The sequence below is a fragment of the Pseudomonas sp. HMSC076A11 genome, from assembly GCF_001810205.1.
GTDB classification, from domain to species: Bacteria; Pseudomonadota; Gammaproteobacteria; order Pseudomonadales; family Pseudomonadaceae; genus Pseudomonas; species Pseudomonas aeruginosa.
On the sequence record NZ_KV800281.1, the window covers coordinates 91,755 to 111,256 of the forward strand.

General features: G+C 67.6%; 15 protein-coding genes. 10 read left to right on the plus strand and 5 right to left on the minus strand.

Features of this window, described 5'->3' with window-relative positions:
- Window positions 1-58: 58 nt before the first annotated feature.
- From atsA to HMPREF2716_RS06015, 3 genes are all read right to left on the minus strand, one after another.
- A complete protein-coding gene (gene atsA, locus HMPREF2716_RS06005) occupies window positions 59-1,669 on the minus strand; it encodes an arylsulfatase AtsA (protein WP_003162953.1) in 1,611 nt (536 codons plus the stop codon).
- An 87-nt stretch (window positions 1,670-1,756) separates the two neighbouring features.
- The gene (locus HMPREF2716_RS06010; RefSeq protein ID WP_003137062.1) at window positions 1,757-2,596 is read right to left on the minus strand and encodes an ABC transporter ATP-binding protein; all 840 of its coding nucleotides are present in this window, start codon (window positions 2,594-2,596) and stop codon (window positions 1,757-1,759) included.
- Window positions 2,593-4,209: an ABC transporter permease gene (locus tag HMPREF2716_RS06015; protein ID WP_003106694.1), complete on the minus strand. Its 1,617-nt coding sequence runs from the start codon at window positions 4,207-4,209 to the stop codon at window positions 2,593-2,595. The genes HMPREF2716_RS06010 and HMPREF2716_RS06015 overlap by 4 nt, the downstream gene beginning before the upstream one ends.
- 266 nt (window positions 4,210-4,475) lie before the next feature.
- Between HMPREF2716_RS06015 and HMPREF2716_RS06020 the strand changes: the two genes are divergently transcribed.
- From HMPREF2716_RS06020 to HMPREF2716_RS06030, 3 genes are all read left to right on the plus strand, one after another.
- Window positions 4,476-5,537, plus strand: coding sequence for an ABC transporter substrate-binding protein (locus tag HMPREF2716_RS06020; RefSeq protein WP_003112655.1), 1,062 nt, complete (start codon window positions 4,476-4,478; stop codon window positions 5,535-5,537).
- 417 nt (window positions 5,538-5,954) lie between these two features.
- Window positions 5,955-6,770, plus strand: coding sequence for a TauD/TfdA family dioxygenase (locus HMPREF2716_RS06025; RefSeq protein ID WP_003107194.1), 816 nt, complete (start codon window positions 5,955-5,957; stop codon window positions 6,768-6,770).
- Entirely contained in the window at window positions 6,767-7,648 is an 882-nt protein-coding gene (locus HMPREF2716_RS06030; RefSeq protein ID WP_003107192.1) for an AEC family transporter, read from the plus strand. Before HMPREF2716_RS06025 ends, HMPREF2716_RS06030 begins: the two co-directional genes overlap by 4 nt.
- 37 nt (window positions 7,649-7,685) lie before the next feature.
- Here the strand turns inward: HMPREF2716_RS06030 and HMPREF2716_RS06035 are convergent, their stop codons facing one another.
- On the minus strand, window positions 7,686-9,044 hold the full coding sequence (locus HMPREF2716_RS06035; RefSeq protein ID WP_003142446.1) for an OprD family porin: 1,359 nt from the start codon (window positions 9,042-9,044) through the stop codon (window positions 7,686-7,688).
- 247 nt (window positions 9,045-9,291) lie between these two features.
- On the opposite strand from HMPREF2716_RS06035, the gene HMPREF2716_RS06040 reads away from it, so the two are divergent.
- On the plus strand, window positions 9,292-10,017 hold the full coding sequence (locus HMPREF2716_RS06040) for an acid phosphatase (RefSeq protein ID WP_003083962.1): 726 nt from the start codon (window positions 9,292-9,294) through the stop codon (window positions 10,015-10,017).
- Window positions 10,018-10,040: 23 nt separating this feature from the next.
- Here HMPREF2716_RS06040 and HMPREF2716_RS06045 read toward each other — a convergent pair whose 3' ends face one another.
- Window positions 10,041-10,958: a LysR family transcriptional regulator gene (locus HMPREF2716_RS06045; protein WP_003083964.1), complete on the minus strand. Its 918-nt coding sequence runs from the start codon at window positions 10,956-10,958 to the stop codon at window positions 10,041-10,043.
- Window positions 10,959-11,307: 349 nt separating this feature from the next.
- Between HMPREF2716_RS06045 and HMPREF2716_RS06050 the strand changes: the two genes are divergently transcribed.
- The 6 genes from HMPREF2716_RS06050 (at window position 11,308) to HMPREF2716_RS06075 (ending at window position 19,175) form a co-directional block, all read left to right on the plus strand.
- Window positions 11,308-13,680, plus strand: coding sequence for a TonB-dependent receptor (locus tag HMPREF2716_RS06050; protein ID WP_003161019.1), 2,373 nt, complete (start codon window positions 11,308-11,310; stop codon window positions 13,678-13,680).
- 40 nt (window positions 13,681-13,720) lie between these two features.
- Window positions 13,721-14,623, plus strand: coding sequence for a TauD/TfdA dioxygenase family protein (locus tag HMPREF2716_RS06055; protein WP_003112660.1), 903 nt, complete (start codon window positions 13,721-13,723; stop codon window positions 14,621-14,623).
- 67 nt (window positions 14,624-14,690) lie between these two features.
- Window positions 14,691-15,590, plus strand: coding sequence for a TauD/TfdA dioxygenase family protein (locus HMPREF2716_RS06060; RefSeq protein WP_003112661.1), 900 nt, complete (start codon window positions 14,691-14,693; stop codon window positions 15,588-15,590).
- Between the two features lie 646 nt (window positions 15,591-16,236).
- Window positions 16,237-17,355 (plus strand): Re/Si-specific NAD(P)(+) transhydrogenase subunit alpha, encoded by a 1,119-nt coding sequence (locus tag HMPREF2716_RS06065; RefSeq protein ID WP_003083972.1) that lies wholly within the window; start codon window positions 16,237-16,239, stop codon window positions 17,353-17,355.
- A 75-nt stretch (window positions 17,356-17,430) separates the two neighbouring features.
- Window positions 17,431-17,739 (plus strand): NAD(P) transhydrogenase subunit alpha part 2, encoded by a 309-nt coding sequence (locus HMPREF2716_RS06070; protein WP_003083974.1) that lies wholly within the window; start codon window positions 17,431-17,433, stop codon window positions 17,737-17,739.
- Entirely contained in the window at window positions 17,739-19,175 is a 1,437-nt protein-coding gene (locus HMPREF2716_RS06075) for an NAD(P)(+) transhydrogenase (Re/Si-specific) subunit beta (protein ID WP_003083975.1), read from the plus strand. The genes HMPREF2716_RS06070 and HMPREF2716_RS06075 overlap by 1 nt, the downstream gene beginning before the upstream one ends.
- The last annotated feature ends 327 nt before the right edge of the window (window positions 19,176-19,502 follow it).

A 19,502-nucleotide genomic window follows, 5' to 3' on the forward strand; every position in this document is an offset into this window, starting at 1 on the left:
CCGACCTTCTGGCCAGACGTTCCCTCCTGAAGGGAGAGGGCGAGGGGAGAGGTTCCGCTTATCGCACCAGGAAAGGCGAAGCCCCCTCTACGACACCGGTCTCGCTGACGTATCGCTTCCAATGCTCGATCAGCTCCGCCAGCTTGCCCGGCTGGCTGTCAGCGAGGTCGTGGATCTCGCCCGGGTCGCGGGCCAGGTCGTAGAGCTGCCAGGTGGCCGGGCCCACCGGGGCCGGCAGGTACACCGCCTTCCAGTCGCCCTGGCGGATCGCACGCATGCCGAACAGCTCCCAGCCGGTCACGGTGTTCTCGTCGTGGGCCGCCTCGGTCTCGCCGGAAAGCCAACCCAGCCAAGACCTGCCGCGCGGCTCGGCGATCTCGCGGCCGCGCCAGCGCTTGCCTGGGTGGCGGACACCGGCGAGGTCGAGGAGGGTCGGGGTGACGTCCATCACCGTGGCGAAGGCATGGCTGATCGCACCCTGCCGGCTTAGCCGCGGGTAGCGCACCAGCGCTGGCACGCGAATGCCGCCCTGGGTGGTGAACGCCTTGTACAGGCGCGACGGCGCGGTGGCCGCCTGGGCCCAGCGCGGGCCATACCAGACGTAGGAATTGGCGCGGCCGATATTCTCCAGGCTGTTGTCGTAGTGCCGGTCGAGAAAGCCCAGCAAATCCGGGCCGAATTTCGGAAAGGCCTCCAGCAGGGCGCCTTCGGCGCCGTTGTCGGACATGAACAGGACGAAGGTGTTGTCCAGCTCGCCCTGCCGACGCAGGTAGTCCACGACCCTGCCGATGTTCCAGTCCATGCGCTCGACCATCGCCGCGTAGACCTCCATCGCCCGCGCCGACTTCGCCCGTTCCTCATCCTCCAGGGCCTCCCACTCGCGGCTCAGGGCGAGCACCGGATGGGCTTCGACGTCCGCCTCCACCAGGCCCAGCTCCTTGAGCCGGGCCAGGCGTTCCTGGCGCAGCGCCTCTGGGCCGGCGTCATAGCGGCCGCGGTACTTCTCGACGATCTCCTGCGGCGCCTGCAGTGGCCAGTGCGGCGCGGAGAACGGCAGGTAGGCGAAGAACGGCCGGCTCTGGTCGCGCTCCTTGAGGTAGTGCAGCAGCTTGTCGCCGAAGGCATCGGAGGAATAGAAACCCTCCGGCAGCGTGTCGAGGTAGCGCTCGTCTTCCACGTAGAGCGCCGGCGTGCCCTTGAGAATGCGCGGAGTGCTTTCGTCGTAGGGAGGCTCGAAGCCGTAGTGGTTGGCGGCGCCCGGCAGCAGCGAGAAGGAACGCTCGAAACCACGCGCATGGGGCGTCTGTTCCGGCTTCAGACCGAGGTGCCACTTGCCGGCCATGAGGGTCTGGTAGCCGGCCTCGCGGAGCAGCTCCGGCAGCGCCACCACGCGCTCGTTGAGATGCCCTTCGTAACCCGGCTTGCCTTCCAGTTCCGGGGTCAGCGCCTCGGCCATGGTGCCGATCCCGGCGATGTGGTGGTCGGTGCCGGTGAGCAGCATCGAGCGGGTCGGCGAGCAGGTCGAGGCGGTGTGGAAGTCGGTCAGGCGCAGGCCGGCGATGGCCAGGGCGTCGAGGTTCGGCGTGGCGATCTCGCCGCCGAAGGCGCCGATATCGGAGAAGCCCAGGTCGTCGGCGACGATCACCAGGAAGTTGGGACGTTTGCTCATGCGCGGGTCTCGTCTGGATGGGAGGAGAGGGTGGGGCCCTCGCCCCCGCCCTTCCCGCAGGGGGAAAGGGCCAGGGCAAGGGGCTTTTCAGCAAGCGAGGAATTCGAAGGGCAGGTTTTCCACCCGTCGCGGCGGTGGCGCGACGTACTCGCCGTCGGCGGTCAGTTCGTGCAGCAGCGCTTCGCGCTGGCGCAGGAAGTCGAAGCCACCGCGCTCGCGCGGATGCGCCAGGTCCACCTCGACCACCCGCCTGATCCGCCCCGGGCGCGGCTCCATCACCACCACCCGGTCGGCCAGGTAGAGCGCCTCCTCGACGTCGTGGGTGACCAGCAGGGTGGTGATGCGGGTGCGCCGACGGATCGCCAGCAACTCTTCCTGCAACTGCTGGCGGGTCAGTGCGTCGAGGGCGCTGAACGGCTCGTCGAGCAGCAGCAGGCGCGGGCTGGCCACCAGGCCACGGGCGATCGCCACGCGCTGGGCCATGCCGCCGGACAACTGGTGCGGGTAGGCACGCTCGAAGCCGTGCAGGCCGACCAGGCGGATGTATTCGTCGATCCGCGCCGCCTTGTCGGTTTCGCCAAGGGCTTCGTTGACCAGGCCGAGGGCGACGTTCTGCTGCACCGTCAGCCAGGGGAACAGGCGGTGCTCCTGGAACACGATGCCGCGTTCGCCGCCGATGCCGGCGATTGGCCGGCCGTCGACGCGGATCTCGCCGTCGTAGTCGCGGTCCAGGCCGATCAGCAGGCGCAGCAGGGTCGACTTGCCGCAGCCACTGGCGCCGACGATGGCGATGAACTCGCCCTCGCCGATCTCCAGGTCGAACTGCTGGATCGCTTCCAGTCGCCGGCCGTCCACGGCGAAGTGCTTGCGCACCTGGCGGAAGCTGACCAGCGGGGTGCCCGTGGCGGGCGCGGTGAATGCGTTCATGCGTGTCTCCAGCGCGTGGCGCGCGCTTCGATGCGTTGGCCGAGGGCATTGAGCAGGGCGCCGGTGAGGCCGACCAGGAGCATGCCGGCGCCGATCAGGTCCATGCGGAACAATTGCTGGGCGCCGATCATCAGGCTGCCGATGCCGCCGTCGGAGGGCATGAAGTACTCGGCGCCGATGGTTCCCAGCCAGGCGTAGATCAGCGCCAGGCGCAGGCCGGCGAACACCGACGGGGCGGCACCCGGCAGGACCAGCCGGAGCAGCCGTCGCCAGGGACCCAGGCGCAGCACCCGGGCCGCCTCGCCGAGGCTCGGCGGCAGGCTGGCGATGCCGCGCTGGGTGGCCAGCAGCAGCGGGAAGAAGGCGGCGATTGCGACGAACGTCAGCTTGGCCGGTTCGCCCAGGCCGAACCAGGCGGTGAGCAGCGGTACCCAGGCGAAGATCGCCACCTGCCGCAGTGCCGCGAAAGTGGGGCCGAAGAAGCGTTCCGCCGGGCGCCACAGGCCGAGCAGCAGGCCGCCGAGGAAACCCAGGCCGCCGCCCAGCAGGAGCCCGCCGAGCGTGCGCTTCAGGCTGTCGAACAGGGCGCCTGGGAGGCTGCCGTCGAGCGCTCCGCTCCAGGTCGCCCGCGCCACTTCCAGAGGGCTGGCGAGGATCGCCGGGTCGACCCATTCGGCGCTGCTCGCCGACTGCCACAGGAGCAGCAGCGCCAGCGGCGGCAGCCACACCTGCAGGCGCTGCCAGCCGCGTCCCGGCGGGCGCCGGCGGAATTCGCCGGTGGCGGCTTGCGGCCAGTGCAGCAGGCGGCGGTCGAGCCACTGGATGGCGCGGTCCATGCCCACCCCGACCAGGCCGATGATGAGGATGCAGACGAACACGATGTCGAGCATGAACAGTTGCCGGCCCTGCACCATCAGGTAGCCGATACCCTCGCTGGAAGCCAGCAACTCGACCGCCAGCAGCGAGGTCCAGCCCTGCGCCAGGGCCAGGCGCAGCCCGGTGAGGAAGGCCGGCAGCGCCGCCGGCAGGATCAGCCGCCAGACCAGCAGGCGTGGCGGCAGGCGCAGTACTGCGGCGGCTTCGCGCAGCTTGGGCTGGGCGTCGCGCACGCCGACCAGGGTATGGATGGTCACCGGCACCACGACCGCTTTCACCAGCACCACCAGCTTGAGCAGTTCGCCGATGCCGAAGAACAGCATGAACAGCGGGATCCAGGCCAGCGTGGGGATTTGCGCGAGGGCGCTGAAGGTGGGGAAGACCAGGCGCTCGGCACGCGGACTGAAGCCTAGCCAGGCGCCTAGCGCGGCGCCGCTGGCGACCCCGGCGAGCAGGCCCCAGGCCAGGCGCCGCAGGCTGATCGCCAATTCGCTCCAGAGTTCGCCGGCGAGCAACTCGCGGGCGCTCTGCCAGACCAGCTCGGGAGTTGGCAGCACCTGGGCCGACATCCAGTGGCGATGGCTGGCGACCCACCACAGCAGCGCCAGCCCGAGCGGCAGCAACCAGGGCAGCAGGCCGTCCCCCAGGCGCCGGGCGAAAGCCGCGGAGGGCGGCGGCGCCAGGCGCGGCAGGGGCCGGCTCCAGGCGGGCGAAAGGGTTTTATCGATATTCTTCATGGGAATATAAATCGCCGAATCAATGCATTTTTTCGCTAAGAAGGGCCATTTAAAGAAAGGCACCAGGCAGCGGCAAATGCATTTGGAGAATATTTTCCATGCTCTGGCTGCATATGACGCGGAGAGGCCCGTGCGGCCTGTCATACTGCTTTTGGTTATAAAAAAATGAATTTTTATTATTTATTTTCGAGGCGCCGCTGTGCATAGCTAGCCGCACACCCGCTCCCGGCGGGAATCCCTCTCTTCCCGTTCCAAGGAGCTGCCCCATGAAAGCGCTTACGTCTTCCCTGCTCGGTCTGTTCGCCGCGCCTGTGCTCGCCGGCCTGCTCGGTGCCTACGTGCCGCTGGCGAGCGCCGCTCCGCCGAAGGAAATCCGCATCGCGGTGCCGGACGTCAGCGCCGGCAGTTCGCACTCGGGCGGCGGCGTGGTCGACGTGCTCTACACCCGCCAGTTGCTGGAGAAGGAGTTCGCCAACGACGGCATCGCGGTGAAATGGAGCTTCTTCAAGGGCGCCGGCCCGGTGGTCAACGAAGCGTTCGCCAACGGCCAGGTGGACTTCGCCTACCTCGGCGACCTGGCGGCGATCATCGGCAAGTCCGGAGGCCTGGACAGCCGCCTGCTGGCCGCTACCGCGCGAGGGGTCAACCACTATCTCGGCGTGCAGCCGGGCTCCGGGATCAAGACCCTGGAGGATCTCAAGGGCAAGCGCGTAGGCATCTTTCGTGGCACCGCCAGCCAGTTGTCGTTCGACAATGCCCTGGCCAGCGTCGGTCTCAGCGAGAAGGACCTGAAGGTGATCAACCTCGATTTCAGCGCCGCCCTGTCCGCCCTCGCAGCCAGGCAGATCGATGCCACCTGGGGCCTGGCCGGACTGTTCGCCCTGCGCGACCGCGGGCTCGCGGAAATTCCGCTGAGCACCCGCGACCTGAACGGCGCCGGCACCCTGCAGGCGCTGCTGGTCGGCTCCGGAGCCTTCGTCGATGCCCATCCGGACATCACCGAGCGGCTGCTCAAGGTGCAGTTGCAGGCCCAGGACTGGCTGGCCCGCGAGGAGAACCGCGACGCCTACATCGAACTGGTGTCGAAGCAGGCCAGCTACCCGGTGGTGATCCTGCAGAGCGAGTACCGTGGCCGCAAGCTGGGCGACGCCCTGTCGCCGCGCCTGGACGCCGATTTCCTTGGCCGGCTGGATGCTTCGATCCAGGCGGCCAAGCGTTTCGGCCTGATCCGTCGCGAATTCAGCGCCGAGCAGTGGGCCGCGCCGGAACTGCTGGAGGCGGCCGGCAAGCTGGCGAAGGCCAAGGCCGTGGCGCAGGCGGCGGAGTGACGCCGAGCCGGGGACGGCCGAGGCGGCGCCGTTTCGTAGCAATTTGTAATATGTTTCGAGATTCTTGCACCGACCCAACCAATGACTGGATCGAGCGAAGTATCCAGCCGTTGGTCGGGGATTCTGCGTATATCGCGTCATGAAAGTTTCACGCGGGTAATCCGCAGGTTATTCCGCGATCATTTCGTTCGTTAATCGCCCCATATATTCAGATACAAAATCGGCACTGCCAATTCTTCCAGTTTTCCCTTCCGACAATTCTCCCGACCCTCCCCGGAAACAACTCCAAGTATCTCGCGGCGAACCGCCGCGTCCCGCATCTAGCCTGCCCATCACTACGACAGCGCGGCGCCAGCGCCGGGCCTCGCCCTGCGCGTCGGCGGCATTCCTGATTTTCTTCCGGAGGAGAGCGGTCATATGAATCTCGATAGCAAATTGTTCGACGCGACACTCGATCTCGAACGCGTGAAAGTTTCGGTGAGAACGCTGGTGAAGTTATCCCGCCAGGAACAATCGGCGATCATCCGGACCCTCAACGAGTTTGGTTTCCTGCTGTTGCGCAGCGAACAGGGCGAAGACAGGCAGGAACTTCTCGCGCTCAAGGAGTTGTTCGGCCGCGCCGCCCCCCACCCGCGCGCCGACGCCGACGGCATCGTGCCGATCAGCAATGCGCGGTATGTCAGCGGCTACCTCGGCTCCACGCCGCTGGAGCACAAGCTGCACACCGACGGCGCTTTCCTCGACACCCCGGAGCAATTGTGCAGCCTGCAATGCGTGCGCAACGCCCGGGAGGGCGGGGAGACCCTGCTGGCCAGCGCCGGACTGGCCTTCGAGCGCCTGCGCCGGCGCATGCCGACCAAGCATCTCGGCCTGCTGCGCGGCGACGCCCTGACCATCGTGCGCAAGCACCAGAGCAGCACCCAGCCGGTGTTCCGCCTGAACGGCGAGGCGCTGGGCATCAAGTTCCGGCAGAACGACGGGGCGGCCGAGGTGGTCGAGCATCCTGTGGCGGTGGAGGCCTTCGCCGAACTGGTGGCGGCGCTCGAGGATCCGGCCTGCCAACTGCGGATCAAGCTCGAGCCGGGGGAAATCCTGGTGCTCGACAACACCGCGGTGTTGCACGGGCGCACTGCCTTCTGCGCCAACGAACTGCGCGAGATGCGCCGGCTCAACTTCGACGGCCACGGCCGCCTGCGGGCGGAGCTGGAACTGGGCTTCAAGGTGGGGTTGTGATCGCACAGTTCGTCGCGGTGGTGCTGCCGATCCTGATCTGCACCGGGATCGGTTTCGCCTGGAGCCGTTCCGCCGGGCCGGTGGATACCCGCGCGCTGGTGTTCCTGGTGGCCAACGTCGGCTTTCCCTGCCTGCTGCTGTCGTCGCTGGACCGCCCCGGCCTGTCCATTGGCATGGTGGCCGGGGTGTTCCTCGCCACCGCGCTGGCGGTGCTGGCGTTCGCCCTGCTGGGCCTGGTCGCCCTGCGCCTGCTGCGGATGCCGGTGCGGCGCTACCTGCCGTCGATCATGCTGCCGAACTCCGGGAACATGGGCATCCCCATCGCCTACCTGGCCTTCGGCGAGGAGGCGCTGGTGTATGCGGTGGCGTTCTCCACCCTGATCCAGGTGGGCCACGCGACGCTCGGCGTCTGGTTCGCTTCGGGCGATATCACCCCGGCGAGCATCCTGCGCAACCCGATGATCTATGCCCTGGCCGTGGCGCTGGGCCTGATCGCCCTGGGCTGGAGCCTGCCGCCGCCGTTGCGCGATGTGACCCGCCTGCTGGGCGGGATTACCGTGCCGCTGATGCTGGTGATGCTCGGCCTGTCGCTGGCCGGTCTGCGCCTGCACGAGACCTGGCGGCCGTTGCTGCTGTCTCTGGTGCGGGTCTGGGGCGGTTTCGCGGTCGGCTATGGGATCGCTGCCGGCCTGGGCATGGAGGCGGTGGCGGCGGGCACCTTCGCCATCCAGTGCGGGATGCCGACCGCGGTGCTCACCTACCTGTTGGCCAAGCGTTACGACGGACCGGTGAACGAAGTGGCAGGCATGGTGCTGATCACCACGCTGCTGGTGCTGCTCTCCACGCCTTTGTTCATCCAGTTGCTGCCGCGCGCGTGAAGACGATCCGGGCCGCCCCGCGGGGCGGCCCGGGGCGTCACCAGATCGAGCGGGAGTAATCGACGACCAGCCGGGTTTCGTCGATGTCGCCGTCGAGATAGCTCGCGTTGCCCCGGTGCCAGGCCTGCGAGGCGCGCAGCGCGAGGCCGGCGAGGGGGCCCGCCTTGACCCGATAGGCGAAGCCGAGGTCGCTTTCCCGGTGCCGCCCGTCACGCCCGTAGAGTCCGGCGTAGATGCTCTCGGCGGCACTGCTGGCGCTGGCCCCGGCACGGCCGCGGGCATGCAGCGCATGCAGGCTGAGCCCAGGCAGGCCGAGCGCGCCGAGGTCCAGGTCATAGCGTAATTGCCAGGAACGCTCGCCCGGTCCGTTGAAGTCGGAGTAGCCCACCGAGTTGGCCAGTACCATGGACGCGCTGGAGCGCCCGTCGCCGAAGGCCATGTAGTCGAACGGCTGCTCGCCATGGACACGCTGGTAGGCCAGGGTGATGCGCTGCGGCCCCTGTTCGTAGCCCAGGGCCAGGGAGCTGGCCAGGGTGTCGATGCGGCCGAAGCGGCTCTGGCCGCTGTCGCGGGTGCGGTAGGCGTCGAGGTCGACCCGCAGCGCGCGCTCCCCGCCCAGCGGCTGGCGATGGCTGGCGCCGAAATAGGCCTGCTGCCAGATGTCGTCGAAGCGCGAGGCGTAGAGCGACAGTTGCAGCCGCTCCGTGGCCTGCCATTGACCGCCGAGGAAGCCGACCGCGTCGAGGCGCACCGGATAGGCGCCGAGGCGTCCGTAGACGGTGCTGATGTCGCCGCGGACCTTGGATTCGCCGGGGCCGGAGGCGGCGGTGAAGCGCCCGCCCTCGAGCAGCAGCCCGTCGAACGAGCGGTCCTCCAGCAGCAGGCCGTAGGCCATGCCGGCCAGCGTGCGGTTGCTGCTGGCGGCGAACACCGGCGCGCTGGTGGTGGTCTGGCCGTACTTCAGGCGGGTTTCGCCGTGGCGTAGCCTGAGGGCGCCACCGACCTTGCCGTAGCGATGGTCGGGATGGCCGTCGGCGCCGACCGGCAGGTTGCCGGTGCCGGTGCGGCCGCCGCCGCTGTCCAGTTGCAGGCCGAGCATGGCATGGGCGTCGAGGCCGAAGCCGAGGCTGCCCGGCGTGTAGCCGGAGGCGAACTGGAGGCGCAGGCCCTGGGTGGCTTCCTCGCGGTAGCCGTTGCGCTCGCTCCTGGGCTTGAAGCGGTTGCGCCCGGCGTTGTTCGGGCTGTCGCGGTAGTCGCGGTTGAAGTAGTAGGTGCGAGCGAGGAACTGCAGTTCGCTGTCCTCGACGAAGCCCCCATCCCCGGCCGTCGCGGCCGCCCCTTCGGAAAGCGTGCCGGCGACCAGGCCGGCGAATACAGCGCGTCTGAGATTTTGCATTTATTGTTTTCTCCCACCTGAGTGCCAGGTGGGCGCAGTCTCGGAAGTCGCTCCGCAGGCCGCTTGTGTTTCCCTGCCTCGGCTTTTGCCGGGGCCTGCCATTGGCAGGGGCTGGCATGTGCAACGGCAGGCCGGGTCAAGCATTTCGGAAGTCACCGACGGAGAGTGTGGCGTCGGCCGTCATCCGCAACGGCCGTGGGTGGGAGCCTAGGCTCCCGATGCAACCTCGCCTCAGGGAATACGCTTCATGAACAACAAGACCCTATGCCCTTCGCTCTTGCTCTGCCTTTCGCTGCTTGCACCGCTGTCTTGTCTCGGGGAGACCGCCGCCGCGCCCTATCCGCTGGCCCACCCACCGCGCCTGGCCGACTACCTCCCGCCGCCGCCGGCGGCGGACTCGGCTGCGGCCGTCGCCGATCTCGGCGCGGTGCTGGAGGCGCAACGCCTGCGCACGCCCGAACAGGTACGCCGGGTACGCGCCCACGACCAGTGGGAGGACAACGTCTTCCCCTTCGCCGGCGACCTGCTGGGCGCCTCGTTCGACAAGGAACGCCTGCCGCTGACCCGGAGTTTCTTCAACCGCGCCCAGGAAAACCTGGTCGAGGTGCTGATGCCGGCGAAGAAGCACTTCGCCCGCCCGCGTCCCTACGAAGTGACACCGAAGGTGAAGCCGGTGCTGCCGCCGCCGGAGGGGGAGTCCTATCCCAGCGGCCACACCATGGACAGCTACTTCAAGGCCTCGCTGCTGAGCATGCTGGTGCCGGAGCATCACGATGCGTTCTTCGCCCGCGCCGAGGAGCATGCGCAGAGCCGTGTGCTGGCCGGCGTGCACTTCCCCAGCGACCTGGAAGGCGGGCAGACCGCCGCCGCGGCGCTGGTGGCGAGCCTGCTGGCCGATCCGGCGGTGGCCGCCGACTTCGCCGCGGTGCGCGAGGAGCTGCGCGGCGCGCTGGGGTTGCCGAAACTCCAGTAGAGGAAGGGAAAGCGCGCGGCGGCTCAGGCCGCCGCGTGTTGCGCCTGGTCCAGTTCCACCAGCGTCTCGATCATCGCCTTGGCCGCTGCCGAAAGCCGGTAGCCGCTGCGGCTGATGATGCCGCAGCGGGCGCTGAGGCTATCCAGGTTCTGCGGCAGGTTGCGCCACTGTAGCGGTTGCAGTTCGCCGCGCTGCAGGTAGGGGCGCAGGGTCTCGTCGCTGGCGATGCCGATGGCGTCGGTCTGGCGGACGATACGGATCAGCGCGTGCATGTTCTCGCAGCGGATGTTGGCGGCGAAGTCGATCTTGCCGCTGAGGTTCGCCAGCAGCTTGCGGATGCCCGGGGGAATCAGGGTCGAGGCCAGCGGGTAGTTGAACAGGTCGTTGGTGGACAGGCTGTCCTTGCCCAGCAGCGGATGTTGCGGACGGCAGAAGAACTGGCCGCGGCGCGGGGTCAGCGGGCGCGTCTGGAAGTTTGGGTCGGCCTCGAAGTCGCGGATGTCGGCGACGAAGAATTCGATCTCTTCGCGGAGCAGGGCGCGGCTGAGCTTTTCCCAGTTGTCCACGTCCAGGCTGATCTGCACCCGCGGGTGGCGGTTGATGAAGTCGGCCACCGCGTCCGGCACCAGTTGCTGGGCCGGCGCCGGCCCGCTGCCGAAGCGCAGCTCGCCGGCATCCAGCTTGTTCAACTGGGCGATCTCGTGGATCAGGTTGGCCGACCCCTGCACCAGGCTCAGCGCGTGTTGCAGCACCACCTGGCCTTCCGGCGTCGGGCGCAGGTCCTTGCTGCCACGGTCCACCAACTGACAGCCAAGCTCCTGCTCCAGGCCCTGGATGCTGCGGCTGAAGGCCGGCTGGGTGATGCCCATGGCGTCCGCCGCGCGGACGAAACTGCGGTGTTCGGCGAGGGCGATGAAATAACGCAGTTGGCGCAGATCCATGATGCTTTACCGGCATTGGAAATATTGGACAAAGGCATTTGCCGTTCGGGATGTGCTGGTTTTAAATGCAAGCTCTTATTCCGTCAACAAAGAACAAATTAGAAAAATATGCGATTTAGTAATAAGCATAGATAGACCCCAGGAGCTGAACATGGTCCACCGTGCCTTTGCCGCCCCACCTCCGCCGTTCCGAATGCCCTTCCGCGTCGCCGGCGGCTGTCGCCCCTGACAGTCGCCCGGGGCTGAGCCGTCCGCCGGCCCCCTTCGAACCTTTCGCCAGATCGCTGCCTTGCGCGGCATGGCCGCCTGCTGCCTGCGTCCGGCTGCGCCGGAACCGAGGACATTCACGATGAAGCACCACTACCGCTTGCCGCTCCGCCGAACGCCGCACGGCGGCTCCGACTACGCCCTGGCCCTGCTGCTCGCCCTCGGCGGTGCGTTGCCGGCCAGTGCCGCCGATGCTCCCGCGCCCGCCGAGGAAGCGCCGCCGCTGGCCAGCAGCGTCCCGGACAAGGCCGATACGGCCCTGGGCAAGGTCACTGTCACCGCGCGTCGCCGCGAGGAGGATTCGCAGAAGGTACCGACGCCGATCACCGTGCTCGGCGGCGAGACTCTCGAGGCCCAGCGCATCTCCCGGGTGCAGGACCTGCAGCAGGTGCTGCCCAGCGTCAATGTCGCCTACATCCATGCGCGGCAGTCGAGCGTCGCCGTGCGCGGCATCGGCAACAACCCCGCCAGCGACGGCCTGGAAGGCAGCGCCGGGATCTACCTCGACAACGTCTACCTGGGACGTCCGGGAATGGCCGTGTTCGACCTGCTGGACATCGAGCAACTGGAGCTGCTGCGCGGTCCGCAGGGCACCCTGTTCGGCAAGAACACCACCGCCGGGGTGCTGAACATCAGCACCCGCGCGCCGACCTTCACTGCCGAGCGTACCGTCGAGGTCTCCGGCGGGCAGGATGGCTACTTCCAGGGCCGCGGCACGGTTTCCGGGCCGCTCGGCGAAACCCTCGCCGGACGCCTCTCGGCCTATCGCACCCGCGACGACGGCTACATCAAGAACATCCACGACGACAACTATCTCAACGGCGGCGAGCGCCAGGGCGCGCGCGGGCAATTGCTGTTCGAGCCGAACGAGGACTTCAGCCTGCGCTGGATCGCCGACTACAACGAGGAGGATTCGAGCAACGGCAGCATGGTGGTCTACGGCGGCGCCGAGCGTTTCTGGCAGCGCGCCGCGCTGGTCGGCGCTTCGCCGTTGCGCGATCCGCAGCGCAGGAAGGTCAACATCAACGGCCGCCAGCACGTCAGCGTGCACCAGGGCGGCAGCTCGCTGGAGGCCAACTGGAACCTCGCCGGCGGCTACCGCCTGACCTCCATCAGCGCCTACCGCTACTGGCACTTCACCCCGGCCAACGACGAGCAACTGAACGTCTCGGCGATCAACGACACCGGGGTGGAAGTGCACGACCGGCAGTTCTCCCAGGAGATCCGCCTGGCCTCGCCCACCGGCGGTGCCTTCGACTACGTGGTGGGCGCCTACGCGTTCAGGCAGAACCTCGGCAACAAGACCTTCACCTCCTACGGACCGTTGGCCGACCTGTACCTGCTCGGCGCCAATCTCGGCGCGCTGAACGACACCTACTCGAAGGCCAACGGCAAGATCGAGACCGACAGCTTCGCGCTGTTCGCCCAGGGCACCTGGCACCTCACCGAACGCCTGGACTTCACCGCCGGCCTGCGTGGTACCTACGAGGAGAAGAACGCCAAGGTTGAGCGCTTCGCTCCGCTGGGCGGCGCGGCGGTCGGCGGGGTCGGCGCGGCGGTGCGCAACGGCCAGCTCGGCGCCTACGATTCCGGCGATCTCAGCCAGTACAACTTCGCCCCTTCGGCGTTGCTCAGCCTCAGCTACCAGTTCAGCGACGACCTGCTCGGCTACGCCAGCCTGTCCCACGGCGAGAAGTCCGGCGGGGTCAACCTGGCGGTGGGCAGCGCACCGAGCGCCGGCGCCGATTCGCTGCTGGTCGGACCGGAGCGCGCCAACGACGCCGAGCTGGGCCTGAAGAGCACGCTCTTCGACCGGCGCCTGCTGCTCAACGCCAACCTGTTCTGGACCGGCATCCACGGCTACCAGGCCACCACCCTGTACCAGGCGCCGGGCTCGACCCAGTTGGTGCAGGTGCTGGCCAACGCCGGCAGCGTGCGCTCGCGTGGTCTGGAGTTCGAGGCCACCGCGCTGCCGTTGCGCGGCCTGACCCTGAACTTCAACGGCTCCTATAACGACGTCACCTACCTGTCGTTCAAGGATGCCCCGTGCCCTGCGGAAGTCAGCACCCGGCCCGGCGCGCCGAGCAGTTGCGACCTCACCGGGCAGCGCGTGGTCGGCGCCTCGAAATGGATCGCCAATCTCAATGGCGAATACCAGTGGCGCCTCGACGACCGCTTCCAACCCTACGTCAGCGCCAGCTACGCCTACCGCTCCGCCGCCGAGGGCACGCTGGACAACTCCGACCTTTCGAAGATCGACGGCTACGCCCTGGTGAACCTCGCCGCCGGTCTGCGCAGCGATCTCGGCGACGGCCAACTGGACACCTCGGTATGGCTGAAGAACGCCTTCGACAAGGACTACTACCTGAGCGCCTTCGCCAGCATCAACGGCTCCTACACCGCATCGGTGGGGCAGCCGCGCACGCTCGGCGTATCGCTGCGCTACGACTTCTGAGCCTTCACCCACGCAGTACCCCACGCATGAGGAACATGACATGAGCAATGCAGCACAAGCCCTCGCCACGCCGGTACGGCTCGACATCCGGCCGGTCGCCGGACGGATCGGCGCGGAGATTCGCGGCGTGACCCTGTCCGGCGAACTGGACGCCGCCACCGTCGAGGCGATCCAGGCCGCCCTGGTACGCCACAAGGTGATCTTCTTCCGGGACCAGAGCCATCTCGACGACCAGACCCAGGAGGCCTTCGCCCACTTGCTCGGCGAACCGGTCGCCCACCCCACCGTGCCGTCCCGCGAAGGCACCCGCTTCCTCCTCGAGCTGGATGGCGCCGAAGGCCGCCGGGCCAATTCCTGGCATACCGACGTGACCTTCGTCGAGGCCTACCCGAAGGCCTCGATCCTGCGCAGCGTGGTGGCCCCGGAGTCCGGCGGCGACACCGTCTGGGCCAACACGGCGAGCGCCTACGCCGACCTGCCGGCGGAGCTGCGCGAGCTGGCCGACCGCCTCTGGGCGGTGCACAGCAACGAGTACGACTACGCCGGGGTCAAGCCCAGCGCCTCGGTGGAGCAGTTGGAGAACTACCGCAAGGTGTTCACCTCGACCGTCTACGAGACCGAGCACCCGGTGGTCCGCGTGCATCCGCAAAGCGGCGAGCGGACGCTGCTCCTCGGCCACTTCGTGAAACGCCTGAAGGGTCTTTCGCAGCATGACTCGGCGCACCTCTTCGCGGTGCTGCAGGGGCACGTCACGCGCCTGGAGAACACCGTGCGCTGGCGCTGGCAGGCCGGCGACGTGGCGATCTGGGACAATCGCGCGACCCAGCACTACGCGATCGACGACTACGGCGACCAGCCGCGCGTGGTGCGCCGGGTGACCCTCGGCGGCGACGTGCCGGTAGGCATCGACGGGCAACGCAGCCGGACGATCCGGAAGGCATGACGGACCCGGCCCTCTCCTCGCCGGGGAGGGCGACCACAGGAAGAACGAACCCGCGAGGACCCCTTACATGAGCCAATCCGCCACCGCCCGGCAACCCGAACCCGAGGTCGCCGAGGCATTCCGCATCACCCCCCTGGAGGCGCCGCTGGGCGCCGAAGTCCGTGGCCTCGACGCGCGCCGGCCGCTGGCGCCGGAGCAGGTCCTGGCGCTCAAGCAGGCGCTGCGCGAGCACCACATCCTGGTGTTCCGCCAGCAGCACCTCGACGATGAGCAGTACTTGCGCTTCGCCACCCTGTTCGGCTCGGTGTTCCAGCCGCCGGCGGACATCCCGGTGCTGTCCTCGGGTGGCGACGGCAAGGTGCCGGACATCGTCAAGGTGGCCAACACCGGCGACGGCGAACTGGGCAACTTCGCCCTGCCGGCACACATCGACCACCAATGGACGCCGGTGCCGTCCTCCGGCTCGTTCCTCTACGCACTGGAGGTGCCGTCCAGTGGTGGCGAGACGCGCTTCACCAACCTGGCGCGCGCCTACGAGAGCCTCGACGAGGCGACCCGGCGCGAGATCGATGGCCTGCGCCTGATCAACTACAACCCCTTCATCCGCCTGCGCGAGGGCGGCTACGGCGGCGGTTTCGCCACCTACCGCACGCCGGACATCGAACCGATCCAGGGCAGCGAGCACCCGCTGGTACGCACCCACCCGGAAAGCGGCCGGCGCGTACTGTTCCTCAGCGCCCACACCGAGGTGGAGATTCCCGGCTACGACCCCGCGCGGGGCCAGGCGCTGATCGGTCGCCTGCGCGAACATCTGGCGCGCCCGGAACTGAGCTACAGCCACGCCTGGTCGGTGGGCGACATCGTCTGGTGGGACAACCAGGCCGTGCTGCATGCGCGCAACGCCTTCCCGGCCAGCGAGCGGCGGCGCCTGAAGCGCATCAGCCTGGCGGGCAGCCGTCCGTTCTGAGCCGGCATCCCCCAGCGTGCGCCGGCTCCTCCGTTGCCGACCGGCGTAGGTCGCTGCGCGCCGCTCTGGCGAGCCCCTTCCGTTCCGGCGAATAGCTAGCAGAACTGCGACATGCTGTCGCAGTTCTGCCATTTCTCCGCGTCTATCCTGCCCATAGGGCAATTCGCCTTTGGTCTAACGAGCTGGCCTGCAGCGCCCATGAAAAGGCGATTCTGACTTTGTAGTCAAAGTTTTGCTTTGCTACTTTGGCCAGGCATCAGGGATTGCTGATACAGCGTATTAAAAACATTAATTACCCCGGCATTCCGCGGCGCTGGCAGGATATTTTCCCGTCGAAGCCGTAGCGGCTTGACCTGATAGCCGGTCATTCACGGCAGGGATGTCATATTCTCGCGCGGGCTTCCCCGGATAGGCTGCACGCCAGTCAGGACGCGCCCGGCGGCGATGGGCGGGAATTGTTGGTCGGTTTATGACTTGTAGTTTCTCTGTCGTATGCCTTCAGAACTTGTTGAAGGCTTTTCGGCTCGATTGCACAATGCCGCGCCAAGGTTCGTTCGCGAATCGCGGTATGTGAGCTAGACCTCCGCAGCCGGTGCGCCATCCGCAGTGCCCCGGACTACTCGACAATCACGCAGGAGATTCGTGAGTGCAGATCGGTGTCCCCCTCGAGACCCATGCCGGTGAGACGCGGGTTTCCGCCACCCCGGAAACCGTCAAGAAGCTGATCGGCCAAGGCCACCAGGTGATCGTCCAGAGCGGCGCCGGCGTCAACGCCAGCCAGCCGGACAGTGCCTATGAAGCCGCCGGCGCGACGATCGGCAGCGCCGCCGAGGCCTTCGGCGCCGACCTGGTGCTGAAGGTGGTCGCGCCCAGCGCCGCCGAGCTGGCCCAGATGAAAAGCGGCGCCGTGCTGGTCGGCATGCTCAACCCCTTCGACAACGAGAACATCGCCCGCATGGCCGAGCGCGGCATCACCGCCTTCGCCCTCGAGGCCGCGCCGCGTACCTCGCGGGCGCAGAGCCTGGACGTGCTCTCCTCGCAGGCCAACATCGCCGGCTACAAGGCGGTGATGCTCGCCGCCAACCACTACCCGCGCTTCATGCCGATGCTGATGACCGCCGCCGGCACCGTGAAGGCCGCCCGCGTGCTGATCCTCGGCGCCGGCGTCGCAGGCCTGCAGGCGATCGCCACGGCCAAGCGCCTGGGCGCGGTGATCGAGGCTTCCGACGTGCGTCCGGCGGTGAAGGAGCAGATCGAGTCGCTCGGCGCCAAGTTCGTCGACGTGCCCTACGAGACCGACGAAGAGCGCGAGTGCGCCGAAGGCGTCGGCGGCTACGCGCGGCCGATGCCGGCCTCGTGGATGGAGCGCCAGGCCAAGGCCGTGCACGAGCGCGCCAAGCAGTCGGACATCGTCATCACCACCGCGCTGATCCCCGGCCGCAAGGCGCCGACGCTGCTGCACGAGGCGACCGTGGCGGAGATGAAGCCGGGCTCGGTGGTCATCGACCTGGCCGCCGCCCAGGGCGGCAACTGCCCGCTGACCGAGGCCGACCAGGTCGTGGTCCGGCACGGCGTGACCATCGTCGGCCACAGCAACCTGGCCGCGCTGGTACCGGCGGACGCCTCGGCGCTATACGCGCGCAACATCCTCGACTTCCTCAAGCTCACCCTGAACGCCGAAGGCTTCAGCGTGAACCTCGAGGACGACATCGTCGCCGCCTGCCTGATGTGCCGCGACGGCCAGGCGGTGCGCAAGAACGGCTGAGCCGCTGCGTCGGGAAGCTTCGATAACGATAAATGCGCACGCCTCGCGCCTGCGCCCTGAAGGCCGGTGAAAACGATGGATATCATTTCTGACGGGATCTACAACCTGATCATCTTCGTGCTGGCCGTGTACGTCGGCTACCACGTGGTATGGAACGTCACCCCTGCCTTGCACACCCCGCTGATGGCGGTGACCAACGCGATTTCCGCGATCGTCATCGTCGGCGCCATGCTCGCCGCCGCCCTGACCGTGACCCCGCTGGGCAAGGCCATGGGCACCCTCGCCGTGGCCCTGGCCGCGGTCAATGTGTTCGGTGGCTTCCTGGTCACCCGGCGCATGCTGGAAATGTTCAAGAAGAAAGCGCCGAAGGCGGGGGGCCACTGATGAGCATGAACCTGGTCACCCTCCTGTACCTCATCGCCTCGGTCTGCTTCATCCAGGCCCTGAAAGGCCTGTCGCACCCGACCACCTCGCGCCGCGGCAACCTCTTCGGCATGGTCGGCATGGCCATCGCCGTGGCCACCACCGTCGGCCTGGTGTTCAAGCTGGGCGCGGAGATCGCCACCACCGGCGTCGGCTACATCGTCGTCGGCCTGCTGGTCGGCGGTACCGCCGGCTCGATCATGGCCAAGCGCGTCGAGATGACCAAGATGCCCGAGCTGGTCGCCTTCATGCACAGCATGATCGGCCTGGCCGCGGTGTTCATCGCCATCGCCGCGGTGGTCGAGCCGCAGTCGCTGGGGATCGTCGCGCACCTGGGCGACACCATTCCCACCGGCAACCGCCTGGAGCTGTTCCTCGGCGCGGCCATCGGCGCCATCACCTTCTCCGGTTCGGTGATCGCCTTCGGCAAGCTCTCCGGCAAGTACAAGTTCCGCCTGTTCCAGGGCACCCCGGTGCAGTTCTCCGGGCAGCACCTGCTGAACCTGGTGCTCGGCCTGGCGACCCTCGGCCTGGGCCTGGTGTTCATGTTCACCGGCAACCTCACCGCCTTCGCCGTGATGCTGGCGCTGGCCTTCGTCCTCGGCGTGCTGATCATCATCCCCATCGGCGGCGCCGACATGCCGGTGGTGGTGTCGATGCTCAACTCCTATTCCGGCTGGGCCGCGGCGGGGATCGGCTTCTCGCTGAACAACTCGATGCTGATCATCGCCGGCTCGCTGGTCGGCTCCTCGGGCGCGATCCTCTCCTACATCATGTGCAAGGCGATGAACCGCTCGTTCTTCAACGTCATCCTCGGCGGCTTCGGCGCCGAAGCCGACGCCGGCGGCCCGGCGGGCTCCAAGGAGCAGCGTCCGGTGAAGTCCGGTTCGGCCGACGATGCCTCGTTCCTGCTGACCAACGCCGACAGCGTGATCATCGTCCCCGGCTACGGCCTGGCGGTGGCCCGTGCCCAGCACGCGCTGATGGAACTGGCGGAGAAGCTGACCCATCGCGGGGTCACCGTGAAGTTCGCCATCCACCCGGTCGCCGGGCGCATGCCGGGGCACATGAACGTGCTGCTGGCCGAGGCCGAGGTGCCCTACGAGCAGGTGTTCGAGATGGAGGACATCAACTCCGAGTTCGGCCAGACCGACGTGGTCCTGGTGCTCGGTGCCAACGACGTGGTCAACCCGGCGGCGAAGAACGATCCGAAGTCGCCCATCGCCGGCATGCCGATCCTCGAGGCCTACAAGGCCAAGACCGTGATCGTCAACAAGCGCTCCATGGCCAGCGGCTACGCCGGCCTGGACAACGAGCTGTTCTACCTGGACAAGACCATGATGGTGTTCGGCGACGCCAAGAAAGTCATCGAAGACATGGTCAAGGCGGTGGAGTGATTCCCCGCTGAGTCCACCAGAACCCCGGCCCAGGCCGGGGTTTTTCGTTTTCGCGGGTTGTCCGCGCAGCGTTCTCCGCCGCTTCCAACGGCGAAAACACCAGCCTTTCAGGAATATTTTTCATGCCCGCAAGGCATGGGTTTTTCGTCGGATCGCTGTAGCCCGCCAACCACGCGGCCTGTGGCGATAGGGGCGAAACCCATAGCTCCAGAAGTTATTTCCATAACAAAAATAATTACTTCAGGCGCTAAGCCTCCTTGCCAATCATGCAACTCCCTGCGCCGCTAGGACTCCAGCACGGACCTGAGCGGCCATCGAGTTCGTCAG

What these genes read in the sequence shown, in the direction of transcription:
- HMPREF2716_RS06070 (WP_003083974.1), top strand. Translation starts at nt 17,431, where the DNA reads ATGGATATCATTTCTGACGGGATCTACAACCTGATCATCTTCGTGCTG.
- atsA (WP_003162953.1), bottom strand. Translation starts at nt 1,669, where the DNA reads ATGAGCAAACGTCCCAACTTCCTGGTGATCGTCGCCGACGACCTGGGC.
- HMPREF2716_RS06015 (WP_003106694.1), bottom strand. Translation starts at nt 4,209, where the DNA reads ATGAAGAATATCGATAAAACCCTTTCGCCCGCCTGGAGCCGGCCCCTG.
- HMPREF2716_RS06020 (WP_003112655.1), top strand. Translation starts at nt 4,476, where the DNA reads ATGAAAGCGCTTACGTCTTCCCTGCTCGGTCTGTTCGCCGCGCCTGTG.
- HMPREF2716_RS06035 (WP_003142446.1), bottom strand. Translation starts at nt 9,044, where the DNA reads ATGCAAAATCTCAGACGCGCTGTATTCGCCGGCCTGGTCGCCGGCACG.
- HMPREF2716_RS06055 (WP_003112660.1), top strand. Translation starts at nt 13,721, where the DNA reads ATGAGCAATGCAGCACAAGCCCTCGCCACGCCGGTACGGCTCGACATC.
- HMPREF2716_RS06010 (WP_003137062.1), bottom strand. Translation starts at nt 2,596, where the DNA reads ATGAACGCATTCACCGCGCCCGCCACGGGCACCCCGCTGGTCAGCTTC.
- HMPREF2716_RS06075 (WP_003083975.1), top strand. Translation starts at nt 17,739, where the DNA reads ATGAGCATGAACCTGGTCACCCTCCTGTACCTCATCGCCTCGGTCTGC.
- HMPREF2716_RS06040 (WP_003083962.1), top strand. Translation starts at nt 9,292, where the DNA reads ATGAACAACAAGACCCTATGCCCTTCGCTCTTGCTCTGCCTTTCGCTG.
- HMPREF2716_RS06045 (WP_003083964.1), bottom strand. Translation starts at nt 10,958, where the DNA reads ATGGATCTGCGCCAACTGCGTTATTTCATCGCCCTCGCCGAACACCGC.
- HMPREF2716_RS06050 (WP_003161019.1), top strand. Translation starts at nt 11,308, where the DNA reads ATGAAGCACCACTACCGCTTGCCGCTCCGCCGAACGCCGCACGGCGGC.
- HMPREF2716_RS06025 (WP_003107194.1), top strand. Translation starts at nt 5,955, where the DNA reads ATGAATCTCGATAGCAAATTGTTCGACGCGACACTCGATCTCGAACGC.
- HMPREF2716_RS06060 (WP_003112661.1), top strand. Translation starts at nt 14,691, where the DNA reads ATGAGCCAATCCGCCACCGCCCGGCAACCCGAACCCGAGGTCGCCGAG.